The organism is Rhizobacter sp. P5_A1, assembly GCF_056400745.1.
The window spans coordinates 1-18,370 of record NZ_JBFUKR010000017.1 but is presented as its reverse complement, the minus strand read 5'-3'; the positions used below and the strand labels follow the sequence as shown (position 1 = coordinate 18,370).

At 70.7% G+C, this 18,370-nt stretch carries 17 protein-coding genes; 11 read left to right on the top strand and 6 right to left on the bottom strand.

Annotated elements, in window-relative coordinates:
- The first annotated feature begins 14 nt into the window (after positions 1-14).
- Both AC1DTW_RS18165 and AC1DTW_RS18160 read left to right on the top strand, forming a co-directional pair.
- Positions 15-938, top strand: coding sequence for a biotin--[acetyl-CoA-carboxylase] ligase (locus AC1DTW_RS18165; RefSeq protein WP_477982719.1), 924 nt, complete (start codon positions 15-17; stop codon positions 936-938).
- A 16-nt stretch (positions 939-954) separates the two neighbouring features.
- On the top strand, positions 955-1,614 hold the full coding sequence (locus AC1DTW_RS18160; protein WP_477982718.1) for a hypothetical protein: 660 nt from the start codon (positions 955-957) through the stop codon (positions 1,612-1,614).
- A gap of 12 nt (positions 1,615-1,626) precedes the next feature.
- Here AC1DTW_RS18160 and AC1DTW_RS18155 read toward each other — a convergent pair whose 3' ends face one another.
- Positions 1,627-3,705, bottom strand: a complete 2,079-nt coding sequence (locus AC1DTW_RS18155; RefSeq protein WP_477982717.1) for a S8 family serine peptidase — start codon at positions 3,703-3,705, stop codon at positions 1,627-1,629.
- 154 nt (positions 3,706-3,859) lie between these two features.
- Positions 3,860-5,173, bottom strand: coding sequence for a DUF4397 domain-containing protein (locus tag AC1DTW_RS18150; protein WP_477982716.1), 1,314 nt, complete (start codon positions 5,171-5,173; stop codon positions 3,860-3,862).
- A gap of 266 nt (positions 5,174-5,439) precedes the next feature.
- On the opposite strand from AC1DTW_RS18150, the gene AC1DTW_RS18145 reads away from it, so the two are divergent.
- Positions 5,440-6,153 (top strand): glycine zipper 2TM domain-containing protein, encoded by a 714-nt coding sequence (locus tag AC1DTW_RS18145; RefSeq protein WP_477982715.1) that lies wholly within the window; start codon positions 5,440-5,442, stop codon positions 6,151-6,153.
- 97 nt (positions 6,154-6,250) lie between these two features.
- Here the strand turns inward: AC1DTW_RS18145 and gap are convergent, their stop codons facing one another.
- The 3 genes from gap to tkt all read right to left on the bottom strand — a co-directional run bounded on the left by gap (position 6,251) and on the right by tkt (position 10,346).
- Positions 6,251-7,249: a type I glyceraldehyde-3-phosphate dehydrogenase gene (gene gap / locus AC1DTW_RS18140; protein ID WP_477982714.1), complete on the bottom strand. Its 999-nt coding sequence runs from the start codon at positions 7,247-7,249 to the stop codon at positions 6,251-6,253.
- 28 nt (positions 7,250-7,277) lie between these two features.
- Positions 7,278-8,186 carry a hypothetical protein gene (locus tag AC1DTW_RS18135; RefSeq protein ID WP_477982713.1) on the bottom strand — a complete coding sequence of 303 codons (909 nt, stop codon included), beginning with the start codon at positions 8,184-8,186 and terminating at the stop codon, positions 7,278-7,280.
- Between the two features lie 108 nt (positions 8,187-8,294).
- Positions 8,295-10,346, bottom strand: a complete 2,052-nt coding sequence (gene tkt / locus AC1DTW_RS18130) for a transketolase (RefSeq protein WP_477982712.1) — start codon at positions 10,344-10,346, stop codon at positions 8,295-8,297.
- A gap of 82 nt (positions 10,347-10,428) precedes the next feature.
- Between tkt and AC1DTW_RS18125 the strand changes: the two genes are divergently transcribed.
- From AC1DTW_RS18125 to AC1DTW_RS18105, 5 genes are all read left to right on the top strand, one after another.
- On the top strand, positions 10,429-10,827 hold the full coding sequence (locus AC1DTW_RS18125) for an S-adenosylmethionine decarboxylase family protein (protein WP_477982711.1): 399 nt from the start codon (positions 10,429-10,431) through the stop codon (positions 10,825-10,827).
- Complete coding sequence (gene murU, locus AC1DTW_RS18120; protein ID WP_477982710.1) at positions 10,824-11,525, top strand: N-acetylmuramate alpha-1-phosphate uridylyltransferase MurU; 702 nt, start codon at positions 10,824-10,826, stop codon at positions 11,523-11,525. The genes AC1DTW_RS18125 and murU overlap by 4 nt, the downstream gene beginning before the upstream one ends.
- A gap of 413 nt (positions 11,526-11,938) precedes the next feature.
- Positions 11,939-12,256: an ElaB/YgaM/YqjD family protein gene (locus tag AC1DTW_RS18115; RefSeq protein WP_477982709.1), complete on the top strand. Its 318-nt coding sequence runs from the start codon at positions 11,939-11,941 to the stop codon at positions 12,254-12,256.
- 10 nt (positions 12,257-12,266) lie between these two features.
- A complete protein-coding gene (locus AC1DTW_RS18110; RefSeq protein WP_477982708.1) occupies positions 12,267-12,650 on the top strand; it encodes a phage holin family protein in 384 nt (127 codons plus the stop codon).
- On the top strand, positions 12,647-13,027 hold the full coding sequence (locus AC1DTW_RS18105) for a hypothetical protein (RefSeq protein ID WP_477982707.1): 381 nt from the start codon (positions 12,647-12,649) through the stop codon (positions 13,025-13,027). The genes AC1DTW_RS18110 and AC1DTW_RS18105 overlap by 4 nt, the downstream gene beginning before the upstream one ends.
- A 21-nt stretch (positions 13,028-13,048) precedes the next feature.
- On the opposite strand, the gene AC1DTW_RS18100 is transcribed toward AC1DTW_RS18105, so the two are convergent.
- Positions 13,049-14,032, bottom strand: coding sequence for a potassium channel beta subunit family protein (locus AC1DTW_RS18100; RefSeq protein WP_477982706.1), 984 nt, complete (start codon positions 14,030-14,032; stop codon positions 13,049-13,051).
- Positions 14,033-14,121: 89 nt separating this feature from the next.
- Here AC1DTW_RS18100 and AC1DTW_RS18095 point away from each other — a divergent pair, with 89 nt between their 5' ends.
- The 3 genes from AC1DTW_RS18095 to AC1DTW_RS18085 form a co-directional block, all read left to right on the top strand.
- Entirely contained in the window at positions 14,122-15,528 is a 1,407-nt protein-coding gene (locus AC1DTW_RS18095) for an aminopeptidase P N-terminal domain-containing protein (protein ID WP_477982705.1), read from the top strand.
- Entirely contained in the window at positions 15,525-16,988 is a 1,464-nt protein-coding gene (locus tag AC1DTW_RS18090) for a sensor domain-containing diguanylate cyclase (RefSeq protein WP_477982704.1), read from the top strand. Before AC1DTW_RS18095 ends, AC1DTW_RS18090 begins: the two co-directional genes overlap by 4 nt.
- 104 nt (positions 16,989-17,092) lie before the next feature.
- A partial coding sequence (locus AC1DTW_RS18085; RefSeq protein WP_477982703.1) for a methyl-accepting chemotaxis protein occupies positions 17,093-18,370 on the top strand: 1,278 nt, incomplete at its 3' end.

The following is an 18,370-nucleotide window of genomic DNA, read 5'->3' as shown; positions in this document are numbered from 1 at the left end:
AGTATCCTCGAGGGATGGCCGACGAGCACGCGATCCATTGGGGCGCCGAGGCGCTGTGGGAGCAGCTCGTGCCGCTGCTGCCGGGGCTCAGCGTCGAGGTCGTGCACCGCACTTCGTCGACCAACACCGCGCTGCTCGAGCGCGCCCGCGCCACGCCCGACACGCGCGCGGACAGTGCCGACGTGCTGGTGCGGCGCAGCGTCGAGAGCGGTGCGTTCGGCCGCCGCGCCGTCGACCTGCAGCCTTGCCTGCTGGTCGCCGAGCACCAGAGCGCTGGGCGCGGCCGGCAGGGGCGGCCGTGGCAGTCGGCGCCCGGCGCATCGCTGACCTTCTCGCTCGCGTTGCCGCTCGCCGCCGCCGACTGGTCCGGTCTCTCGCTTGCGGTTGGCGTGGCCTTGTGCGAGGCGCTCGCGCCGCTCGAGGCGCACGGCAGCGCGCAGATCGGCCTGAAGTGGCCGAACGACCTGTGGCTGATGGACGGCCCGCTGCAGACCGCCGAGCACGGGCGCAAGCTCGGCGGCATCCTGATCGAGACCGTGGCCGCCGGCGCCGGCACTGGCACGGGTGCGAACCGGCTCGTGATCGTCGGCATCGGGCTGAATGTGCGGCCGTTCGAGACGACCGACCTGCGCACCGGCTTCGCGTCGCTGCACGAGCTCGACCCGGGCGCGAGCGCGCCGGCGGTGCTGGCGCGGATCGCGCTGCCGCTGGTTCAGGCGCTGCAGCGCTTCGAGCACGACGGCTTCGCGGCCTTCGCCGAGCGCTTCGCGGCGCGCGACCTGCTGTACGGCCGCACGGTGCGCACGACGCTGCCCGAAGCACCCGAGGGCATCGCGCGCGGCGTCTCGCCGCAGGGTGCGCTGCAGGTGCAGTCGGCCACCGGCATCGCGAGCGTGGCGAGCGGCGAGGTCAGCGTGCGGCTCGCGCCCGACGCATGAAGCAGGGCGTGCCGCCGTGTTCCGGGCGCTGATCGCGCTGCTGCTGCTCGCGAACCTCGTGTTCTTCGCGTGGACGCAGGGCTGGCTCGATGCGGTCGTCGGCGTGCGTTCGATCGGCGACCGCGAACCCGAGCGCCTGCAGCGCCAGGTGCGGCCCGAGCTGATCCGCATCCTGCCGGCCAGCGCCGCGAGCGCACTGACGCCGGTCGCGCTGGCCTGCCTCGAGGCCGGCCCGTTCACCGACGCCGAGCTCGCTGCGGCCCAGGCCGCCGCGCAGGCGGCGCTGCCGGTCGGCAGCTGGGTCACGGTCAAGTCCGAACAGGCGGGCAGCTGGATGGTCTACATGGGCCGTTACGCGAACCGCGAGGCGCTGACGAAGAAGGAAGACGAGCTGAAGCGGCGCAAGGCACCGTACGAAGAAGTGCGCGAGCCGCCGGCGTTGGCGCCGGGGCTGTCGCTCGGGCGCTTCGAGCAGCGCGCCGCCGCGACCACCGCGCTCGAGCAGTTCGCGCAGCAGGGCATCCACAGCGCGCGCGTCGTCGAGCTGGCGCCGGCGTCGACACGGAGTGTGCTGCGCGTCGAGCGCGCCGATGCGGCCTTGTCGACGCGCCTCGCAGCGCTGAAGGCCGACGCGCTCGGCCGCGGCTTCAGCGCCTGCGCGAAACCCGCCGGCTGAGCGCCGGCCCCGTCAGCCGCGCACGCGGCCGCGCCGCGGCGTGACGGCGCGGACGCCGATCACGGCGGCCAGCCAGCCGAGCAGCCAGCCCCAGGCCAGCGCGCCACCGCCGCCCGAGCTCGACGGCGTCGGCGTGACCGACGGCGCCGCTGCGACGGTCAACGTGACGCTGCTGCTCGCGCTGTGGCCGGCACTGTCGGTGATGGTCAGCTTGACAATGACCGTGCCGGCAGCGCTCGGCAGCAGCGTCGCGGTCGCCGCGTTCGTCGCGGTCGTGAACGTGGCCGCGCCGGAACTGATCTCCCACAGATAACTGCTGATCGACTCGCCGTACGCCGCACGCGAGGCGGAGCCGTCGAGCGCGACGGCGGTGCCGGTGGTCGCTGCGGTCGACGCGACGCCGATGTTCGCGCTCGCGACCGCGACCGCCGCGACCGCCTTGCCGGCATCGAGCATGCCGGCCCCGCAGGTGCTGGTCGTGCAGTAGCACTCGGTGTCCTGCGCGGTCGCGCTCGGCGCGGTGCAGGCCGAGATGCCGGCGCCCGCGCCGGTCGTCGGGAACGCACGCGCGCTCGACTTGAGGTACGAAAGCACCTGCGCCGGCGTCAGCGACGGGTTCGCCGACAGCATCAGTCCGACCGTGCCTGAGACAAGAGGTGCCGAGAAGCTGGTGCCGAGAGATGGGTTGACGCCGTCGCTGCCATCGCCGGTGTAAATTGATCCGCCAGAGGAATTCGATACAGGCGTCGTCGTGCCCTTGTTGGTCGTCGCCAGCAGCGGAAACAGGCAGGGCCCTGTCCCGTTGACGCAGTTGCCGGCCGGCGCGGCGATCGCGACCTCGGGACCGAGGTCGGAATAGCCGACCTTGGTGCCGGCATGGCGCAGCCCGGCCACCGCGATCACGCCGGTGCAGCTTGCCGGGCTGCCAACCTTGAGCCCATCGTTGCCGGCGGCGGCGACGACGACGACGCCCTTCGCGGTCAGCTGCGCGACCACGTCCTTGTACGACTGGGTGCAGGCCGCCGTCGAACCCAGGCTCATGTTCACGACCTTGGCGGGGTTCGGGTTCGCCGTCGGCACCGTGCTGATGCCGGCGGCCCAGAGCATCGCGGCCTGGATGTCGGAGTCGTAGCCGCCGCACTTGCCGAGCACGCGCAGCGGCAGCAGCATCACGTCGCGGCCGGCGCTGGCCATGCCGATGCCGTTGTTCGTCGCGGCACCGATCAACCCGGCCGTCTGCGTGCCGTGCCAGCTGCTGTCGGCCTTCAACGTGGGCTTCTTGTTCGAGTCGAGATCTCCGCAGCCGTAGAACTGCCCGCCCACGGTGTTCGTCTCGGTCGCGGTGATCCAGTCCCCCGGATCGGAAGCGTCGGCATCGCGTCCATCGCCGTCGTTGGCTGTCGCAATGCTGGTGGTGGTTCCGCTGCCGCCGACGAAGTCGTACCCGGGCAGCAGCTTCGACGCCAGATCGGGATGATCGAAGCGCACGCCGGTGTCGAGCACGGCGACGACGATGGCGCTGCTGCCGGTCGTGATGGCCCACGCGGCTTCGGCATCGATCGCCGAGACGACGCTGGTCGCGTTGACGATCGTCTCGCTGGTCGGCGCGCGCAGGTACCACTGGCCGGTGGCGGGCGTCACGCTGGTCTGGTTGTTCGCGTAGCGCGGGTCGTTCGGCGCCGCGAGCGCGTACTTGCGCTCGTCGACCTCCGCATAGTCGACATCGGCCTGCGCCGCGAGCCGATCGGCCAGCTCGCGCGAGCTCAACCCCTGGCCCTTCACGACCTGCGCGTGCGCGCCGATCGGTCGGCCGTCGCGCAAGGCCAGGCCGAGCCGCGCCGACAGCGCCTGCGCATGCTGCGGCGCGGCGGCGGCGCCGCTGCTGGCAGCGAGCGCGCGCATCAGCGTCGACTCGGCCTTGTACTTGACGATGACCCGCGCCTCGGTCTCGGCGCGCGCCACCGGCAACGCACGCCGCGCCGGCTCGCGCTCGGCGACCGCGCCCGGCAGCGCGGCCGTGGCACCCACACACACCAGCGCCAGCAGACAGACAGCCCAGGCAGGACGGCGGCGGTGGGACAAGGGCTTCATGCGCGACTCACATTGAAAAACAGGCGCCGGATGGGCGCCTGTCGGTTGCCCCGCGCCGATGCGCGGGAGAGCGGGACCACGCGCTCAGTGTAGAGGCCCACGAGGGCGATGCAGCCGTGCGAGAACGCACGGAAACACAGCCCTTATCGAACGCTTACCGGATCAACAACTGCAGCGGCTGCGCCGCGACATCGCCGACGGCCAGGATGCTGTAGGTCGCGTTCGAGTTGACGGTGCCAGTCATGCTGGCCGGCGTCAGGGTCAACGGACCGGCCAGCGAAGACGTCAGCCCGAAGCTGAATGTGTTGGCGGTTCCGGCGTTGTTGGTGGTGCCGATCAGCGACTGGTAGCTGGAGGCCGCGCCTGCCGCGATGTCGATGCCGACCGGCGACGAGTTGGCTGTCAAGGTCAGCGTGCCGACGGCGCCGGTGACACCGTTGATCAGCCGCAGCTTGGTCGCGGTCGTACTGGCCGGCGGACGGTTGTCGTCGGCGATCAGCGTGGCCGTGGCCGGGCTGCCGGAGACCAGCAACGTCGCGTCGCCGCCCGCGACCAGCGCGCCGCTGGCCAGCTGAACCGAGCTGCCGGCGACCGTGACATTCACCGAGCCGGTCGCCGGCACCAGCGCGTAGAAGCCGAACGCCGGCGCGACGCCGCTGCCAACTTGAACGGTTCCGGCCGTGTTGACCACCGAAGCCGCCACGGCCGTGCCGGCGGAGACCGCGGCGGCCAGGCGCACGCGCGCGTTGGTGTTGCGCACCGCAGCGTAGGCACCCTGCTGGGTCAGCAGCGCGCCATTGAGCAGCGCGCCGCCCGAGGCAGGGGTCATCAGCACGGTAGCGACGGTCTGGCCAGCGATCGTGATCGGCAGGCTCATGCGAATGTCGGTCTTGCTGCCGGAGGCAGCGGCGCACACGTTGTAGGTGCCGGCGCCCTGCGTCAACGAGACCGCGGACGCTGCAGTGAGAACGCCGAAGCTCGTGGTCGGCGAGAGGGCCGTGAGGTTGGCTGTCGTGCAGGCGCCGGTCGTGACGTACACGTCGAGCGCGCCGGCCTCGATGGCCGCGTCGTAGATGCGCAAGGTGGTCACGCCCGCCGCTGGCAGGGTGATGTCCTCGCTGATCACCGCGGTCTTCACCGCACCGCCGGATTCGTAGGCGACCACGGTGTAGTGGTTGCCCCCGGTCAGCGTGGGCGCGATCGTGACGAGCGCGGTGGACCCGCCGGCATCGTTGACCTGCAGCGTGACGCTGCCGCTGGCCGGCGCGACGTAGGCGCTGACGGTATCGGCGGCGACCGCCGGGGCCGCGACCGTGGCATTCGTCAGCAGGTCGATCGAAGCATGGGTGAGCGTCGCGTTCGCGATGCGCACATTCGCGCTCGACGACGAATCGCCGCCACTGCCGCAAGCCGACAAGACCGCCGCTGCCGCCATGCCGATCACCGGCCACCACCTGAAGTTCTTCACGTCTCGAATCCTTGCCTTTGAATGATGTCCGAATGCCCGGCTCGCGGCGCGGGCAGCCGATTGGGCCCGCGGGGTGAAGCAAGACGATTGCTGTGGCGCGTCCGATCGAAAAGAAATGTCAAGCCAGTCCGTCGGGGCGTTCGCCGCAGGCGCGATCATAGGCGGAGCACGGCGCCATGCTTCTTTACGCCACGACCCTGCACGGGAAATCGGTGCCGGCGTATCCTCTCGCCGCAGGTGGATCGCCGATCCGCCGGGAGCAAGAAATGCGTGCAGCGTTACCTCCGTTTCATCCGTCTCGTCCGTTCCGGCCGGCGCTGGCGCTCGTCGTGGTGCTGGGCGCCGCGGCCGGACCATCGGCCTTCGCGGCCGACTATGCGAGCGTCATCTCGTCGACCCCGATCACCGTGCCGGTCGCGGTGCCGCGCCAGGTCTGCAGCCAGGAGCGCCAGTACGTGCAGCAGGCGCCGAGCGGTGCCGGCGCGCTGATCGGCGCGATCGCCGGCGGCGTGATCGGCAACAGCATCGGCAGCGGCTTCGGGCGCGCGGCCGCGACCGGCATCGGCGCGGTCGCCGGCTCGACGATCGGCAACCAGGTCGAGGCCAACTCGAACCCGGTCAGCGAGGTGCCGGTGCAACGCTGCCAGCTGGTCAGCCGCTACGAGAACCGCACGGTCGGCTACGACGTGATGTACGAGTACGCCGGCCAGCGTTACAGCACGCGCATGGCGCGCGATCCGGGCCAGCGTTTCGCGGTCAGCGTGCAGCCGGCGGATGGCGCGTCGAACGCGCTGCCGGTCCCGGCCTACGACAGCGCCGCGGTGCCGGCTTCGCCACCGGCCTATTACGACGCGCAGCCCGCGTACTACGAGCCGCTGCCGCGGCCGGTGTACTACGCGCCGTCGCCGATCTACTACCCGGCACCGGTGATCGGCATCGGCTTCGGCTACTACGGCGGCTACCACCGCCACTGGCGCTGAGCTGATGTCTGCCCCTCGCCCGATGAGTACATCGGGCGATCCCACACAAAAAAACGCGCCCGAGGGCGCGTTTTTTGTGGTCCGGCGCCGCAGCGCCCTACTTCGCGATCACCCGCACCATCTCGAGGATCTTGTTCGAGTAGCCCCATTCGTTGTCGTACCAGGCGACGACCTTCACGAAGGTGCTGTCGAGCGCGATGCCGGCCTCGGCGTCGAACACCGAGGTCATCGCCTCGCCGCGGAAATCGGTCGAGACGACCTTGTCTTCGGTGTAGCCGAGCACGCCCTTCATGGCCCCCTCGGACTGCGCCTTCATCTCGGCGCAGATCTCCTGGTAGCTCGCCTCCTTGACGAGCTCGACGGTCAGATCGATCACCGAGACATCCGAGGTCGGCACGCGGAACGACATGCCGGTCAGCTTCTTGTTCAGCGCCGGGATCACGACGCCGACCGCCTTCGCGGCACCGGTCGACGACGGGATGATGTTCTCGAGAATGCCGCGGCCGCCGCGCCAATCCTTGTTGCTCGGGCCGTCGACGGTCTTCTGCGTCGCGGTCGTCGCGTGCACGGTCGTCATCAGGCCGCGCTTGATGCCCCACTTGTCGTTCAGCACCTTCGCGACCGGCGCCAGGCAGTTCGTCGTGCACGAGGCGTTCGAGATGATCGCCTGGCCGGCGTAGCTCGTGTCGTTGACGCCGTAGACGAACATCGGCGTGTCGTCCTTCGAGGGCGCCGAAAGAATGACCTTCTTCGCGCCGGCCGCGAGGTGCTTCTCGGCGGTCTCCTTGGTCAGGAACAGGCCGGTCGATTCGACGACGATGTCGGCGCCGACCTCGGCCCACTTCAGGTTCGCCGGATCGCGCTCCTGCGTCAGCCGGATCTTCTTGCCGTTGACGATCAGCGTGTTGCCGTCGACCGCGATGCTGCCCTTGAAGCGGCCGTGCACCGAGTCGTACTGCAGCATGTAGGCGAGGTACTCGGGCTCGAGCAGGTCGTTGATGCCGACGACCTCGACCTCGCCGAAGTTCTGGATCGCGGCACGGAACACCATGCGCCCGATGCGGCCGAAGCCGTTGATGCCGATCTTGATGGTCACGGAACTCTCTCCTTGGTAAAGACGAAAACTAGGTCAGATCGATGGTGCCGCAGGGCACCGAGATCGTGATCGACTGACCGATGACCTGACGCGCCGCGTCGCGCGGCAGCTTCAGCGAGACGATGCGCAGCCACTCGATGAATTCTCGGCGGTTCGGGTCCGATCGTTCCACCTCGCCGACCTGGTTGGCTGTGTGCGGCTGAAACAGGCGCAGCCGAACGTCGAAGGGGCAGCCCATCGTCGAGAAGTCGAAGCGCACCGGGTGCTGTTCGAGCTTGTCGACCGCGGCCACGAACTGACGCAGGGGCACGTCCTTCAAGGTGTATCGCATCGAGTCGCTCATGACGAACGTGAACGCCTGCATCGCGGTCAACGACGGGTCCGAAGCGTTCAGACACGGCATTCTGTACTGCTCGACAGCCCTCAGCACGGCCGCAGCAAGGCGGCCGCTCCCGCCGTCGAACAGCACCGTGGGCTGCGGGGGCGACGCGCCATCGACGAACTTCATCTTGACGACCACGGTGCCTTCGGGGGGCTGCCCGAACGAGCGCGGGTATTCGGGAGGACGCGCGCCCGTCACGCAACGCAGCGCCACCGCCGCCTTCGGGTGAGGATCGTCTCGCGGCGCGGCGTAGATCACCTTGCGCCCGTCGTCGGGGACGAACTGGAACTCCTGCACGCCCGTCACCGGCCCTGCACCAGGCGCCATGCACGGCAGGCGATACCCCTTCACGAAGGACCTGACCACGTCGACAAACACGTCGTCGCCGCCCGAATTGAAGGTCGTTTCGACCTTGGGTGGCTTGTCGGGCGCGACGAAGGTGAGGCGGACTCGAACGACGGCTCCGGTCTTCAGCGCGGCCTCACGCTCGGGGTAGGTCGGCCGCGTGCCAGCGCCCGTGTCCAGGCAGCCGAGCGCCGAGTCGGCCGGCAGCAAGGTCAGTTCGCCGTCCGACTGCGCCTGCACGTTCGCGACGGCGAGCCCCGCGAGCATCGCGCCGAAGAGAAGCCGCAGGACGACGCACATGGGCGGAAAGTCGTCGCCTCAGCGACCCAGGACCTTGCGCACCGTCGCGACCACGTTCTCCGGTGTGAAGCCGAAATACTTGAACAGCGCCGGCGCCGGCGCCGATTCGCCGTAGGTGTCGATGCCGACGACGGCGGCGCAGCCGTATTTCCACCAGCCGGCCGTCGCGCCCATCTCGACCGCGATGCGCGGCACGCCCTTCGGCAGCACGCTGACCTTGTAAGCGTCCGGCTGGCGATCGAACACCGTCGTCGACGGCATCGAGACGACCGTCACCGCGATGCCGCTTTTCGCAAGCTCCTGCTGCGCATGCAGCGCGAGCTGCACCTCGGAGCCGGTCGCGATGATCACCGCCTGCGCCTTCTTCTTCAGCCCGACCTCGCTCGGCTCGGCCAGCACGTAGGCGCCTTTCGAGATGCCGTCGAGCGACTTCTTCGGCGCATACGGCAGGTTCTGGCGCGACAGCAGCAGCGCGCTCGGGCGCCCCTTGTTCTCGATCGCGCAGGCCCACGCGATCACGGTCTCGGCGGTGTCGCAGGGGCGCCAGACATCCAGCCCCGGGATCAGCCGCAGCGAGGCCGCGTGCTCGATGCTCTGGTGCGTCGGGCCGTCTTCGCCGAGGCCGATGCTGTCGTGCGTGAAGACGTGGATCACGCGCTGCTTCATCAGCGCGGCCATGCGGATCGCGTTGCGGCTGTAGTCGCTGAAGGTCAGGAAGGTGCCGCCGTACGGGATCAACCCGCCGTGCAGCCCGATGCCGTTCATCACCGCGGCCATGCCGAACTCGCGCACGCCGTAGTTGATGTGGCGCCCGCCGTTGCTGCTGCCGTCGCCGGCGAGGCGGAACGGCACCGTGCTGCTGGTGTTGGTCAGGTTCGAGCCGGTCAGGTCGGCGCTGCCGCCGAGCATCTCGGGCAGCGCTTTCGTGAAGGCCTCGAGCGCGAGCCAGCTGGCCTTGCGGCTCGCGACCGTCTCGGCCTTGGCCTGCGCCGCGACCGCGGCATCGACGACGGTCTGCGACCAGCCTTTCGGCAGCTCGTTGTCGCTGCGCCGCGCGAACTCGACCGCGAGCTCGGGGTAGGCCTTCGCGTACGCGGCGAACGCGTCGACCCAGGCGGTCTCGTCGGCGAGGCCCTGGCGGCGCGCGTCCCACAGCGAATACGACGCTTCGGGGATCACGAACGGCTCGCCGTTCCAGCCGAGCGCGGCGCGGGTCAGCTTGATCTCGTCGGCGCCGAGCGCCTCGCCGTGCGCCTTCGCGGTGCCGGCGCGGTTCGGCGAGCCCTGCCCGATCATCGTCTTGCAGCAGATCAGCGTCGGCCTGCCGCCGCCCGGCGCGCTGCCGCCGCCCTCCGCGAGCGCCTCGCGGATCGCCGCATCGACCGCATCGGCATCGTGGCCGTCGACATCGGCGATCACGTTCCAGCCGTAGGCGCGGAAGCGCTCCGGCGTGTTGTCGACGAACCAGGGCTCGACCTGGCCGTCGATCGAGATGCCGTTGTCGTCGTACAGCGCAACCAGCTTGCCGAGCTTCCAGGCCGCGGCGAGCGCGGCGGCCTCATGGCTGACGCCCTCCATCATGCAGCCGTCGCCCATGAACACATAGGTGTGGTGGTCGACGATTCGGTGCCCGTCGCGGTTGAACTCCTTGGCCAGCAGCTTCTCGGCCAGCGCCATGCCGACGGCGTTCGCGAAGCCCTGGCCGAGCGGCCCGGTCGTGGTCTCGACGCCCGGCGTCAGGCCGTGCTCGGGGTGGCCCGGCGTCTTGCTGTGCAGCTGGCGGAAGTTGCGCAGCTCGCTCATCGGCAGGTCGTAGCCGGTCAGGTGCAGCAGCGCGTACAGGATCATCGACGCGTGGCCGTTGCTGAGCACGAAGCGGTCGCGGTTGGCCCACTGCGGGTTGCCGGGGTTGTGGCGCAGGTGCCGGCCCCACAGCGCGACGGCCATGTCGGCCATGCCCATCGGCGCGCCCGGATGGCCGGAGTTGGCCTGCTGTACCGCGTCCATCGCGAGCGCGCGAATCGAGTTGGCCATCAGCGTCGCGTTCGAGGTGGGGGTCGTGGTGGCCATGCGGGTCCGGGTTCGAGGTGGGCGGGGAGCCGGCCATTTTAGGGGCGGCCGGCGACGCCCCGCGGCCCGGATAATTCGCGCGATGCATGGACTGCACCTGACCGCCGACCTGCGCGACTGCCCTGTCGACCGCGCGGCGATGACCGAGCCCGACGCGCTGCGCGCGCTGTGCCTGCGCTCGGTGCAGGCGGCGGGACTGCAGCCGGTCGGCGAGCTGTTCCACCGCTTCGCGCCGGCGCCGGGCGCGCGCCGCGATGCGCCGGTCGGCATCACCGGGGTCGTGCTGCTGGCCGAGTCGCACCTCGCGGTGCACACCTGGCCCGAGATCGCGTCGGTCACGCTCGACGTGTACGTCTGCAACTTCGGGGTCGACAACTCGGCGCGCGCGCAGGCGCTGCTCGCGTCGCTGCTCGCGGGGTTCGCGCCGGGGCGGGTCGAACGCCACGCGATCGAGCGCGGCGCCAAGGAACGAGTCTCATGAAAGCGATCATCCTGGCCGCCGGGCGCGGCGAGCGCATGCGCCCGCTGACCGACCACACGCCGAAGCCGCTGCTGCCGGTGCGCGGCAAGCCGCTGATCGAATGGCACGTCGAGGCGCTGGCGCGGGCCGGCGTGCGCGAGATCGTCGTCAACACGGCCTGGCTCGAGGACCGGATCGTCGCGGCGCTCGGCGACGGCGCGCGCTTCGGCGTCGCGATCCGCTACGCGATGGAAGGCCGCGACTTCGGTGCCGCGCTCGAGACCGCCGGCGGCATCGCGAACGCGCTGCCGCTGCTGATCGACCACGCGGACGATCCGTTCTGGGTCGTCTCCGGCGACATCTACGCGCCCGCGTTCGGCTTCTCGGGCGAGGCGGTCGAACGCTTCGCGCGGAGCGACCTGCACGCGCACCTGTGGCTCGTCCCGAACCCGCCGTTCCACCCGAAGGGCGACTTCGGCCTCGCGGCCGACGGCCACGGCGTGGCCGACGGCCCCGGCCCGGACGGCCGCATGTGGACCTACGCGAACCTCGCGCTGTGCCGCGCCGCGCTCGTCGCCGGCGTCGCGCCGGGCACGCGCGCGGCGCTCGGCCCGCGGCTGTTCGATGGCATGCGCGCGCGGCGCATCACGGTCGAGGTCTACCGCGGCGAGTGGGCGAACGTCGGCACGCCCGCGCAGCTTCAGGCGCTGAGAGGCTGAGAGGCCATCGGATGCACCCGCGTGAGGCCACAAAACAGGCCCAATCTAGGCGCAAAGCGCAGCCGGGGTTGGGCCCCGGCGAGCATTTGCAACGACGAGTGGGCCTGTTTTATGGCCTCACCCTTCGGGCCGGGGTGGCGCAGGGCGCTGGGGGGCGTTGCGCCACTCGCCCAGGCGCGAGCCTGGGCTTCGCGTCGCGCCTACCCCAGCGCCCTGCGCCACCCCGGCGCGGGTGCATCCGATGGCCTCTCAGCCTCTGCATCCCGCACTATGATGTTCACAGCGAAGCCGCGCCAGGTGGGCATGAGAGCGCGGCACGTGGATTGCCTGCCGTTGGGTCACTCTCCCGGGCCAGCCGCACCGAGCGCAGCGGCTGGGCCTTGATGCCTGCGCCACCGACCGAAGGACTTCCGATGAACGCCAAATCCACCCCCTCAACCCTCGCCGACGACCTCCAGTCCGACGTCAACCAGGCCATCGCCGGCGCCGAAGACATGCTCACGCAAGCGGCGAACGCGACCGGCGAGAAGGCGGCCGAGCTGCGCGCCCGGGCGCTGGAACAGCTGAAGGCGCTGCAGGCGCGCATGAAGGACGTGCAGGCCACCGCGCTGAAGAAGGGCAAGGAAGCCGCCTACGCGACCGACGACTACGTGCACGAGAACCCGTGGCGTTCGATCGTCGCCGCCGCCAGCGTCGGCGTCGTCATCGGGCTGCTGATCGCGCGTCGTTGAATCGCATCCCATGAGCCGCGACGAACCGGGCCTGCTCGAGGCGGTCGCGCGCGTCGGCAGCAGCCTGTTCGGCATGCTGCAGAACCGGCTCGAGCTCGCCAGCATCGAAGTCGGCGAAGCGGGCGAGCGCCTCGTCTTCGCGATCGTCGCGAGCTTCGCGGCGGTGCTGCTGCTGGGCGGTGCGATCGTCGCGCTGTCGGCCTGGGTCGCGGTGGCCCTGTGGTCGACGCTCGGCCACGCCGTGCTCGGCTGGATCGCGCTGGCCTACGGCCTGGCCGGCGCCGGGCTGCTGTGGTGGCTGCGCGCCCGGGCACTGCGCGAGCCGCCGCTGCTCGCCGACACGCTCGCCGAATTGCGCACTGACGCGGCGATGCTGCGTGGAGACCCACCGTGATCACGATCGATCGACATGCGCGCAAGCAGGTGCTGCTGACGCGCATCGCGTTCGAGCGCAGCGAACTGGCGCGCGAGCTGGCACAGGTGAACCGGGCCGCGCGCGTGCCGAACCTGTTGCGTGGCCTGTTCGGTGGCGGCGGCCTCGGCCGGTCGCTGTTCGGCGCCGGCGGGCCGGCCGGGCGAGCCGGCTGGGTCGCGCTGGCGCTGTCGCTGCTGCGGCGCTACCGCGTCGCCGCCGCGCTGCTCGGCAGCGCGTCGCCGCTGTTGCGCGGGCACGGTCCTTGGCCGCGTCGCCTGCTGCGGTTCGGCGGGCTGGCCGCCGCGGCCTGCGCCGGCTGGTGGTTCGTGCGCAGGCGCGACAAGCCGGCGCGCTGACACCGGAGCCGGCGGTCGCCGCTACAGCGCGATCGGCGCGCTGATCGCGTCGACCCGGCTCATCACCTCGGGCGTCAGCTGCGCGATCACGTCGACCGCGCCGAGGTTCGCGCGCAATTGCGCCATCTTCGACGCGCCGGTGATCACGGTGCTGACGCGCGGGTTCTTCGCGACCCACGCGATCGCGAGTTGCGCGACCGTGCAACCCAGCTCCGCCGCGATGCCTTCGAGCTGAACGACCGCCGCGCGCTTGCGCTCGTCGGCCAGGCTGGTCGCGAGGAAGCCCATGCTCTCCATCGCGCCGCGGCTGCCGGGCGGGATGCCGTCCTTGTACTTGCCGGTCAGCAGGCCGCTGGCGAGCGGGCTCCAGGTCGTCAGGCCGATGCCGATGTCGTCGTAGAGCCGCGCGTACTCCTGCTCGACGCGCTTGCGATGGAACAGGTGGTACTGCGGCTGCTCCATCACCGGCTTGTGCAGGTGATGGCGGTCGGCGATGTCCCAGGCGGCGCGGATCTCGGCCGCCGACCATTCGCTGGTGCCCCAGTACAGCGCCTTGCCCTGCGTGATCATGTCGCTCATCGCGCGCACCGTCTCGTCGATCGGCGTGGCCGGATCGGGGCGGTGGCAGTACACGAGGTCGATGAAGTCCAGCCCCATGCGCTGCAGCGAGCCGTCGATCGCCTGCATCAGGTACTTGCGGTTCAGCGTGTTGCGGCGATTCACCGGGTTCGCCGCGGCGTCGGCGAGGCCCCAGTAGAACTTGGTCGAGACGATGAAGTTCAGCCGCGGCCACTTCAGCGCCTTGAAGGCCTGGCCCATCACGGTCTCGCTCTGGCCGCTCGCGTAGGCCTCGGCGTTGTCGAAGAAGTTGACGCCGGCGTCCATCGCGGCGGCGAGCATCTCGGTCGCAGCGCCGGTGTCGACCTGGTTGTGGTACGTGACCCAGGAGCCGAGCGAGAGTTCGCTCACCTGCAGGCCGCTGCGGCCGAGCCGTCGATATTGCATGTTCGCCTTGAGGTTCGTTCGAGAAGGCCGCGAGCGTAGCCGAAGCGCGCGCGGCCTGCAGCGGCGCGGCGCGCGGCTACAGTTCGGGCATGGCTTCATCCTCCGCTTCCTCTGCGTGCATCGACCGGCGCGCGCGGCTCGCGCAGGCGCTGCGCGCAGCCGGCGGCGGCATCGCGGTGATCCCGACCGCGCCCGAGCGGCAGCGCAACAGCGACAACGACCACCCGTATCGTCACGACAGCTCGTTCCACTACCTGACCGGCTTCGACGAGCCCGGCGCCTGGCTGGTGCTGCACGCGAGCGGCGAATCGGCGCTCGGTTGCCGCGCGAAGAACCCCGAGATGGAAATCTGGGACGGGCTGCGCCTCGGCGTCGAGGCCGCGCCGGCGGCGCTCGGTGTCGATGCGGCCTTCGATGTCGAGACGCTCGATGCCGTGATGCTGGAGCGCCTGGCCGGCGAGCCGGCGGTGTGGTTCCCGTTCGGCGCGGGCGCGCCGGTCGCGCGCCGCATCGAAGGCTGGCTCGCGACGCTGCGCAGCCGCGCGCGCGCCGGCGTGGAGGCCCCGACCGTGCAGCGCGACCTCGCTCCGCTGGTCGCCGAGATGCGCCTGCACAAGGATGCGGACGAGCTCGCGACGATGCGCCGCGCCGCGCGGATCAGCGCCGATGCGCATCTGCGCGCGATGCGCTTCTGCGGCGCGCGCTTTCGGGCCGAGCCGAACGGTGCGCTGCGCGAGTACGAGATCGAGGCCGAGCTGCTGCATGAGTTCCGGCGCCGCGGCGCGCAGAGCCCGGCCTACCCGAGCATCGTCGCGGCCGGCGCGAACTCCTGCGTGCTGCACTACGCGGCGAGCGACGCCGAGCTGCACGCCGGCGCGCTGTGCCTGATCGACGCCGGCTGCGAGCTCGACGGCTACGCGAGCGACATCACCCGCACCTTCCCGGCCGACGGCCGCTTCACGCCGGCGCAGCGCGAGCTCTACGAGATCGTGCTCGCGGCGCAGCAGGCCGCCGTCGATGCGACGCGTCCCGGCGCACGCCAGCGCGACGCGCACCACGCCGCGGTGCGCGTGCTGACGCAGGGCATGCTCGACAGCGGCCTGCTCGACCGCAACGCGGTCGGCGATGTCGACGCCGCGATCGAATCGACCGCCTACCGCCAGTTCTACATGCACGGCACCGGCCACTGGCTCGGGCGCGACGTGCACGACGTCGGCGAGTACCTGTCGCTCGGCGAAGCGCCGGGGCCGCAGATCGACAGCGCCGGCAACCCCGCCGTGACCAGGCCGTCGCGCGTGCTGCAGCCGGGCATGGTCGTGACGCTCGAACCCGGCCTGTACGTGCGCCCGGCCGCCGGCGTGCCGGAGCGCTTCTGGCACATCGGCATCCGCATCGAGGACGACGCGGTCGTGACCGAGCGCGGCTGCGAGCTGATCAGCCGCGGCGTGCCGGTGGCCGCGCAGGAGATCGAGGCGCTGATGCGCGAATCATCATGACCACCGATTACGAGGAGATGTTCGAGCTCGCGCCGGTCTCGCTCTGGCTCGAAGACTACAGCGCGTTGCACGCGCTGTTCGGGGCCTGGCGCGCCGCCGGCGTGACCGACCTGCGCGCGCACCTGAACGCCGATCGCAGCCGCGTCGCCGAGTGCAGCCGCTGCCTGAAGGTCGTCAAGGTGAACCGGCGCACGCTGACGCTGTTCGGCGCGGACGACACCGCGCAGCTGGTCGCGAACCTCGACCGCGTGTTCCGCGACGCGATGCTCGAATCGCACATCGAGGAGCTCGTCGTGCTGTGGGACGGCAAGCTCGCGTTCTCGAGCCAGACCGTGAACTACAGCCTGGCCGGCGAGCGCCTCGACATCCTCGTGCACGGCAGCGTGCTGCCCGGCCACCACGCCGACTGGTCGCGCGTGCTGGTCGCGATCGAGAACATCACCGAGCGCACGCGGGCCGAGGGGCGTCTCGCGCAATCGGAGCGCTACGCGCGCGGCCTGTTCGAGGATTCGCCGGTCTCGCTGTGGGTCGAAGACTTCAGCGCGATCAAGCGCCTGCTCGACGACCTGCGCGCGCGCGGCATCGACGACTTTCGCGTCTTCACGCAGGTCACGCCGGAGTTCGTCGAGCGCTGCATGCAGGAGATCCGCGTGATCGACGTGAACCAGCGCACGCTCGAGATGTTCCATGCGCCCGACAAGGCGACCTTGCTGCGCAGCCTCGACCAGGTTTTCCGCGACGAGATGCAGCCGCCCTTCACCGAGCAGCTGATCGATCTCTGGCACGGCAAGCTGATGCAGCACCGCGAGGTCATCAACTACCGGCTCGACGGCGAGCTGATCAACGTGCTGCTGCAGTTCTCGGTGCTGCCCGGCTGCGAGCACGACTGGAGCCTGGTGCAGGTCGCGCTGATCGACATCACCGCGCGCAAGAAGGCCGAGGCCTACCTCGAGTACCTCGGCAAGCACGACGTGCTGACGCAGCTGCGCAACCGCGCGTATTTCGAGGACGAGCTGAACCGCCTCGAACGCAAGGGCCCGTGGCCGGTCACGATCGCGGCGATCGACCTGAACCGGCTGAAGGCGACCAACGACCAGAGCGGCCACGCCGCCGGCGACGCGCTGCTGCGTCGCGCCGGCGAGGTGCTCGGCAAGGCCGTCGACAAGCCGGGCTGCGCGGCGCGCATCGGCGGCGACGAGTTCGTGCTGCTGCTGCCGGGCGCCGACGAGCGCGCCGGGCAGGCGATGCTGGAGCGCGTGCGTTCGCTGATCGAGCTGAACAACCAGTACTACCCCGGCGCGATGCTGAGCCTCGCGATGGGCTGCGCGACGGCCCAGAAGGGCGACCGGCTCGAGTCGACCGTGTCGCGCGCCGACGAGCGCATGTTCGAGGACAAGCGCGACTTCTACACGCAGGCCGGCCTCGACCGCCGCGTGACGCGGCCGGCGCCGCTCGACTGACGGACCGAGGCCCAAGCCAGCCCGGGGGACGAGCGATCGGACTCAAGCCGGGGCCGGGCGCGTCGATAAGACGCGGACGATCCACTCGAACCCGGGCCCCCTGCATGAACCCGATCGCGCTGATGCGCCGTTTCACGATTCGAACCCGCATGTTCGGCGCCATCGCCGTCGTCGTGCTCGCGCTGCTCGCGACCGGCGGCGTCGGCGTGGCCGGCCTGTACCACTCGCGCAGCGTCAGCGAATCGTTCATCCGCAACGATTTCGCCGCGACCGCCGAGATCGCCGCGCTGCGCACCGCGATGACCGAGCTGCGCGCGCACGAGAAGGACATGATCATCCAGTACGAGAACGCGGTCGAGGCCGGTGCGGCCAAGGAGGCCTGGGTCAAGACGATGGCGCGGGTCGAGGCCACGGCGAAGGCGCTCTCCCCCGCGCTGACCGAGCCGGCCGACCGCGAGCAGCTCGCGGGCGCGATGGCGCACCTCGACAAGTTCCGCGCCGCGTTCCTGCCGGTCGCCCGGCAGCTCGAAGGCATGGGCTTCGACTCGGCCCGCGTCGCCGCGGCGTTCATGGGCAAGGCACAGCCTGAATACGACGAGGCGCAGAAGGCGCTCGCCGAACTCGCGGGCCGCGTCCACGCGCAGGCCGATGCAAGCGCCGTGCGGGTGCAGCGCACCGCGACGCTGGTGATGGCGCTGATCGGCGCGATCGGCTTGCTGTCGCTCGTCGTGATCGTGCCGCTGACGCTGGTGAACATGCTGTCGATCTGCCGCCCGATCGTGGCCGCCGAGCAGCTCGCGACCGCGATCGCGCAGGGCGACCTGACGACCCGCGGCGTCGACACGCAGGGCCGCGACGAAGGCGCCCACCTGCTGACGGCGCTGTCGACGATGCAGGACGCGCTGAGCCGCGTGGTCGGGCAGATGCGCCAGTCGTCGGACAGCGTCGGCACCGCGAGCAGCGAGATCGCGACCGGCAACCAGGACCTGTCGAGCCGCACCGAGCAGACCGCGTCGAACCTGCAGCAGGCGGCCTCGTCGATGGAGCAGCTGACCGGCACCGTGAAACAGTCGGCCGACTCGGCGCGCCAGGCGAACCAGCTCGCGAGCTCGGCCGCCGAAGTGGCCGCCCGTGGCGGCGCGGTGGTCTCGCAGGTCGTCGCGACGATGGACGACATCAACGCGAGCTCGAAGAAGATCGCCGACATCATCGGCGTGATCGACGGCATCGCGTTCCAGACCAACATCCTCGCGCTGAATGCGGCGGTCGAAGCGGCGCGCGCCGGCGAACAGGGCCGCGGCTTCGCGGTCGTCGCCAGCGAGGTGCGCAGCCTCGCGCAGCGCAGCGCCGAAGCGGCGAAGGAGATCAAGGGGCTGATCGGC

Bases quoted from the DNA above. Each gene is read 5' to 3' on its own strand.
- AC1DTW_RS18165 (WP_477982719.1), top strand. From the start codon at position 15: ATGGCCGACGAGCACGCGATCCATTGGGGCGCCGAGGCGCTGTGGGAG.
- AC1DTW_RS18110 (WP_477982708.1), top strand. From the start codon at position 12,267: ATGAGCCGCGACGAACCGGGCCTGCTCGAGGCGGTCGCGCGCGTCGGC.
- AC1DTW_RS18145 (WP_477982715.1), top strand. From the start codon at position 5,440: ATGCGTGCAGCGTTACCTCCGTTTCATCCGTCTCGTCCGTTCCGGCCG.
- AC1DTW_RS18100 (WP_477982706.1), bottom strand. From the start codon at position 14,032: ATGCAATATCGACGGCTCGGCCGCAGCGGCCTGCAGGTGAGCGAACTC.
- AC1DTW_RS18090 (WP_477982704.1), top strand. From the start codon at position 15,525: ATGACCACCGATTACGAGGAGATGTTCGAGCTCGCGCCGGTCTCGCTC.
- murU (WP_477982710.1), top strand. From the start codon at position 10,824: ATGAAAGCGATCATCCTGGCCGCCGGGCGCGGCGAGCGCATGCGCCCG.
- AC1DTW_RS18095 (WP_477982705.1), top strand. From the start codon at position 14,122: ATGGCTTCATCCTCCGCTTCCTCTGCGTGCATCGACCGGCGCGCGCGG.
- AC1DTW_RS18155 (WP_477982717.1), bottom strand. From the start codon at position 3,705: ATGAAGCCCTTGTCCCACCGCCGCCGTCCTGCCTGGGCTGTCTGTCTG.
- tkt (WP_477982712.1), bottom strand. From the start codon at position 10,346: ATGGCCACCACGACCCCCACCTCGAACGCGACGCTGATGGCCAACTCG.
- AC1DTW_RS18125 (WP_477982711.1), top strand. From the start codon at position 10,429: ATGCATGGACTGCACCTGACCGCCGACCTGCGCGACTGCCCTGTCGAC.
- AC1DTW_RS18115 (WP_477982709.1), top strand. From the start codon at position 11,939: ATGAACGCCAAATCCACCCCCTCAACCCTCGCCGACGACCTCCAGTCC.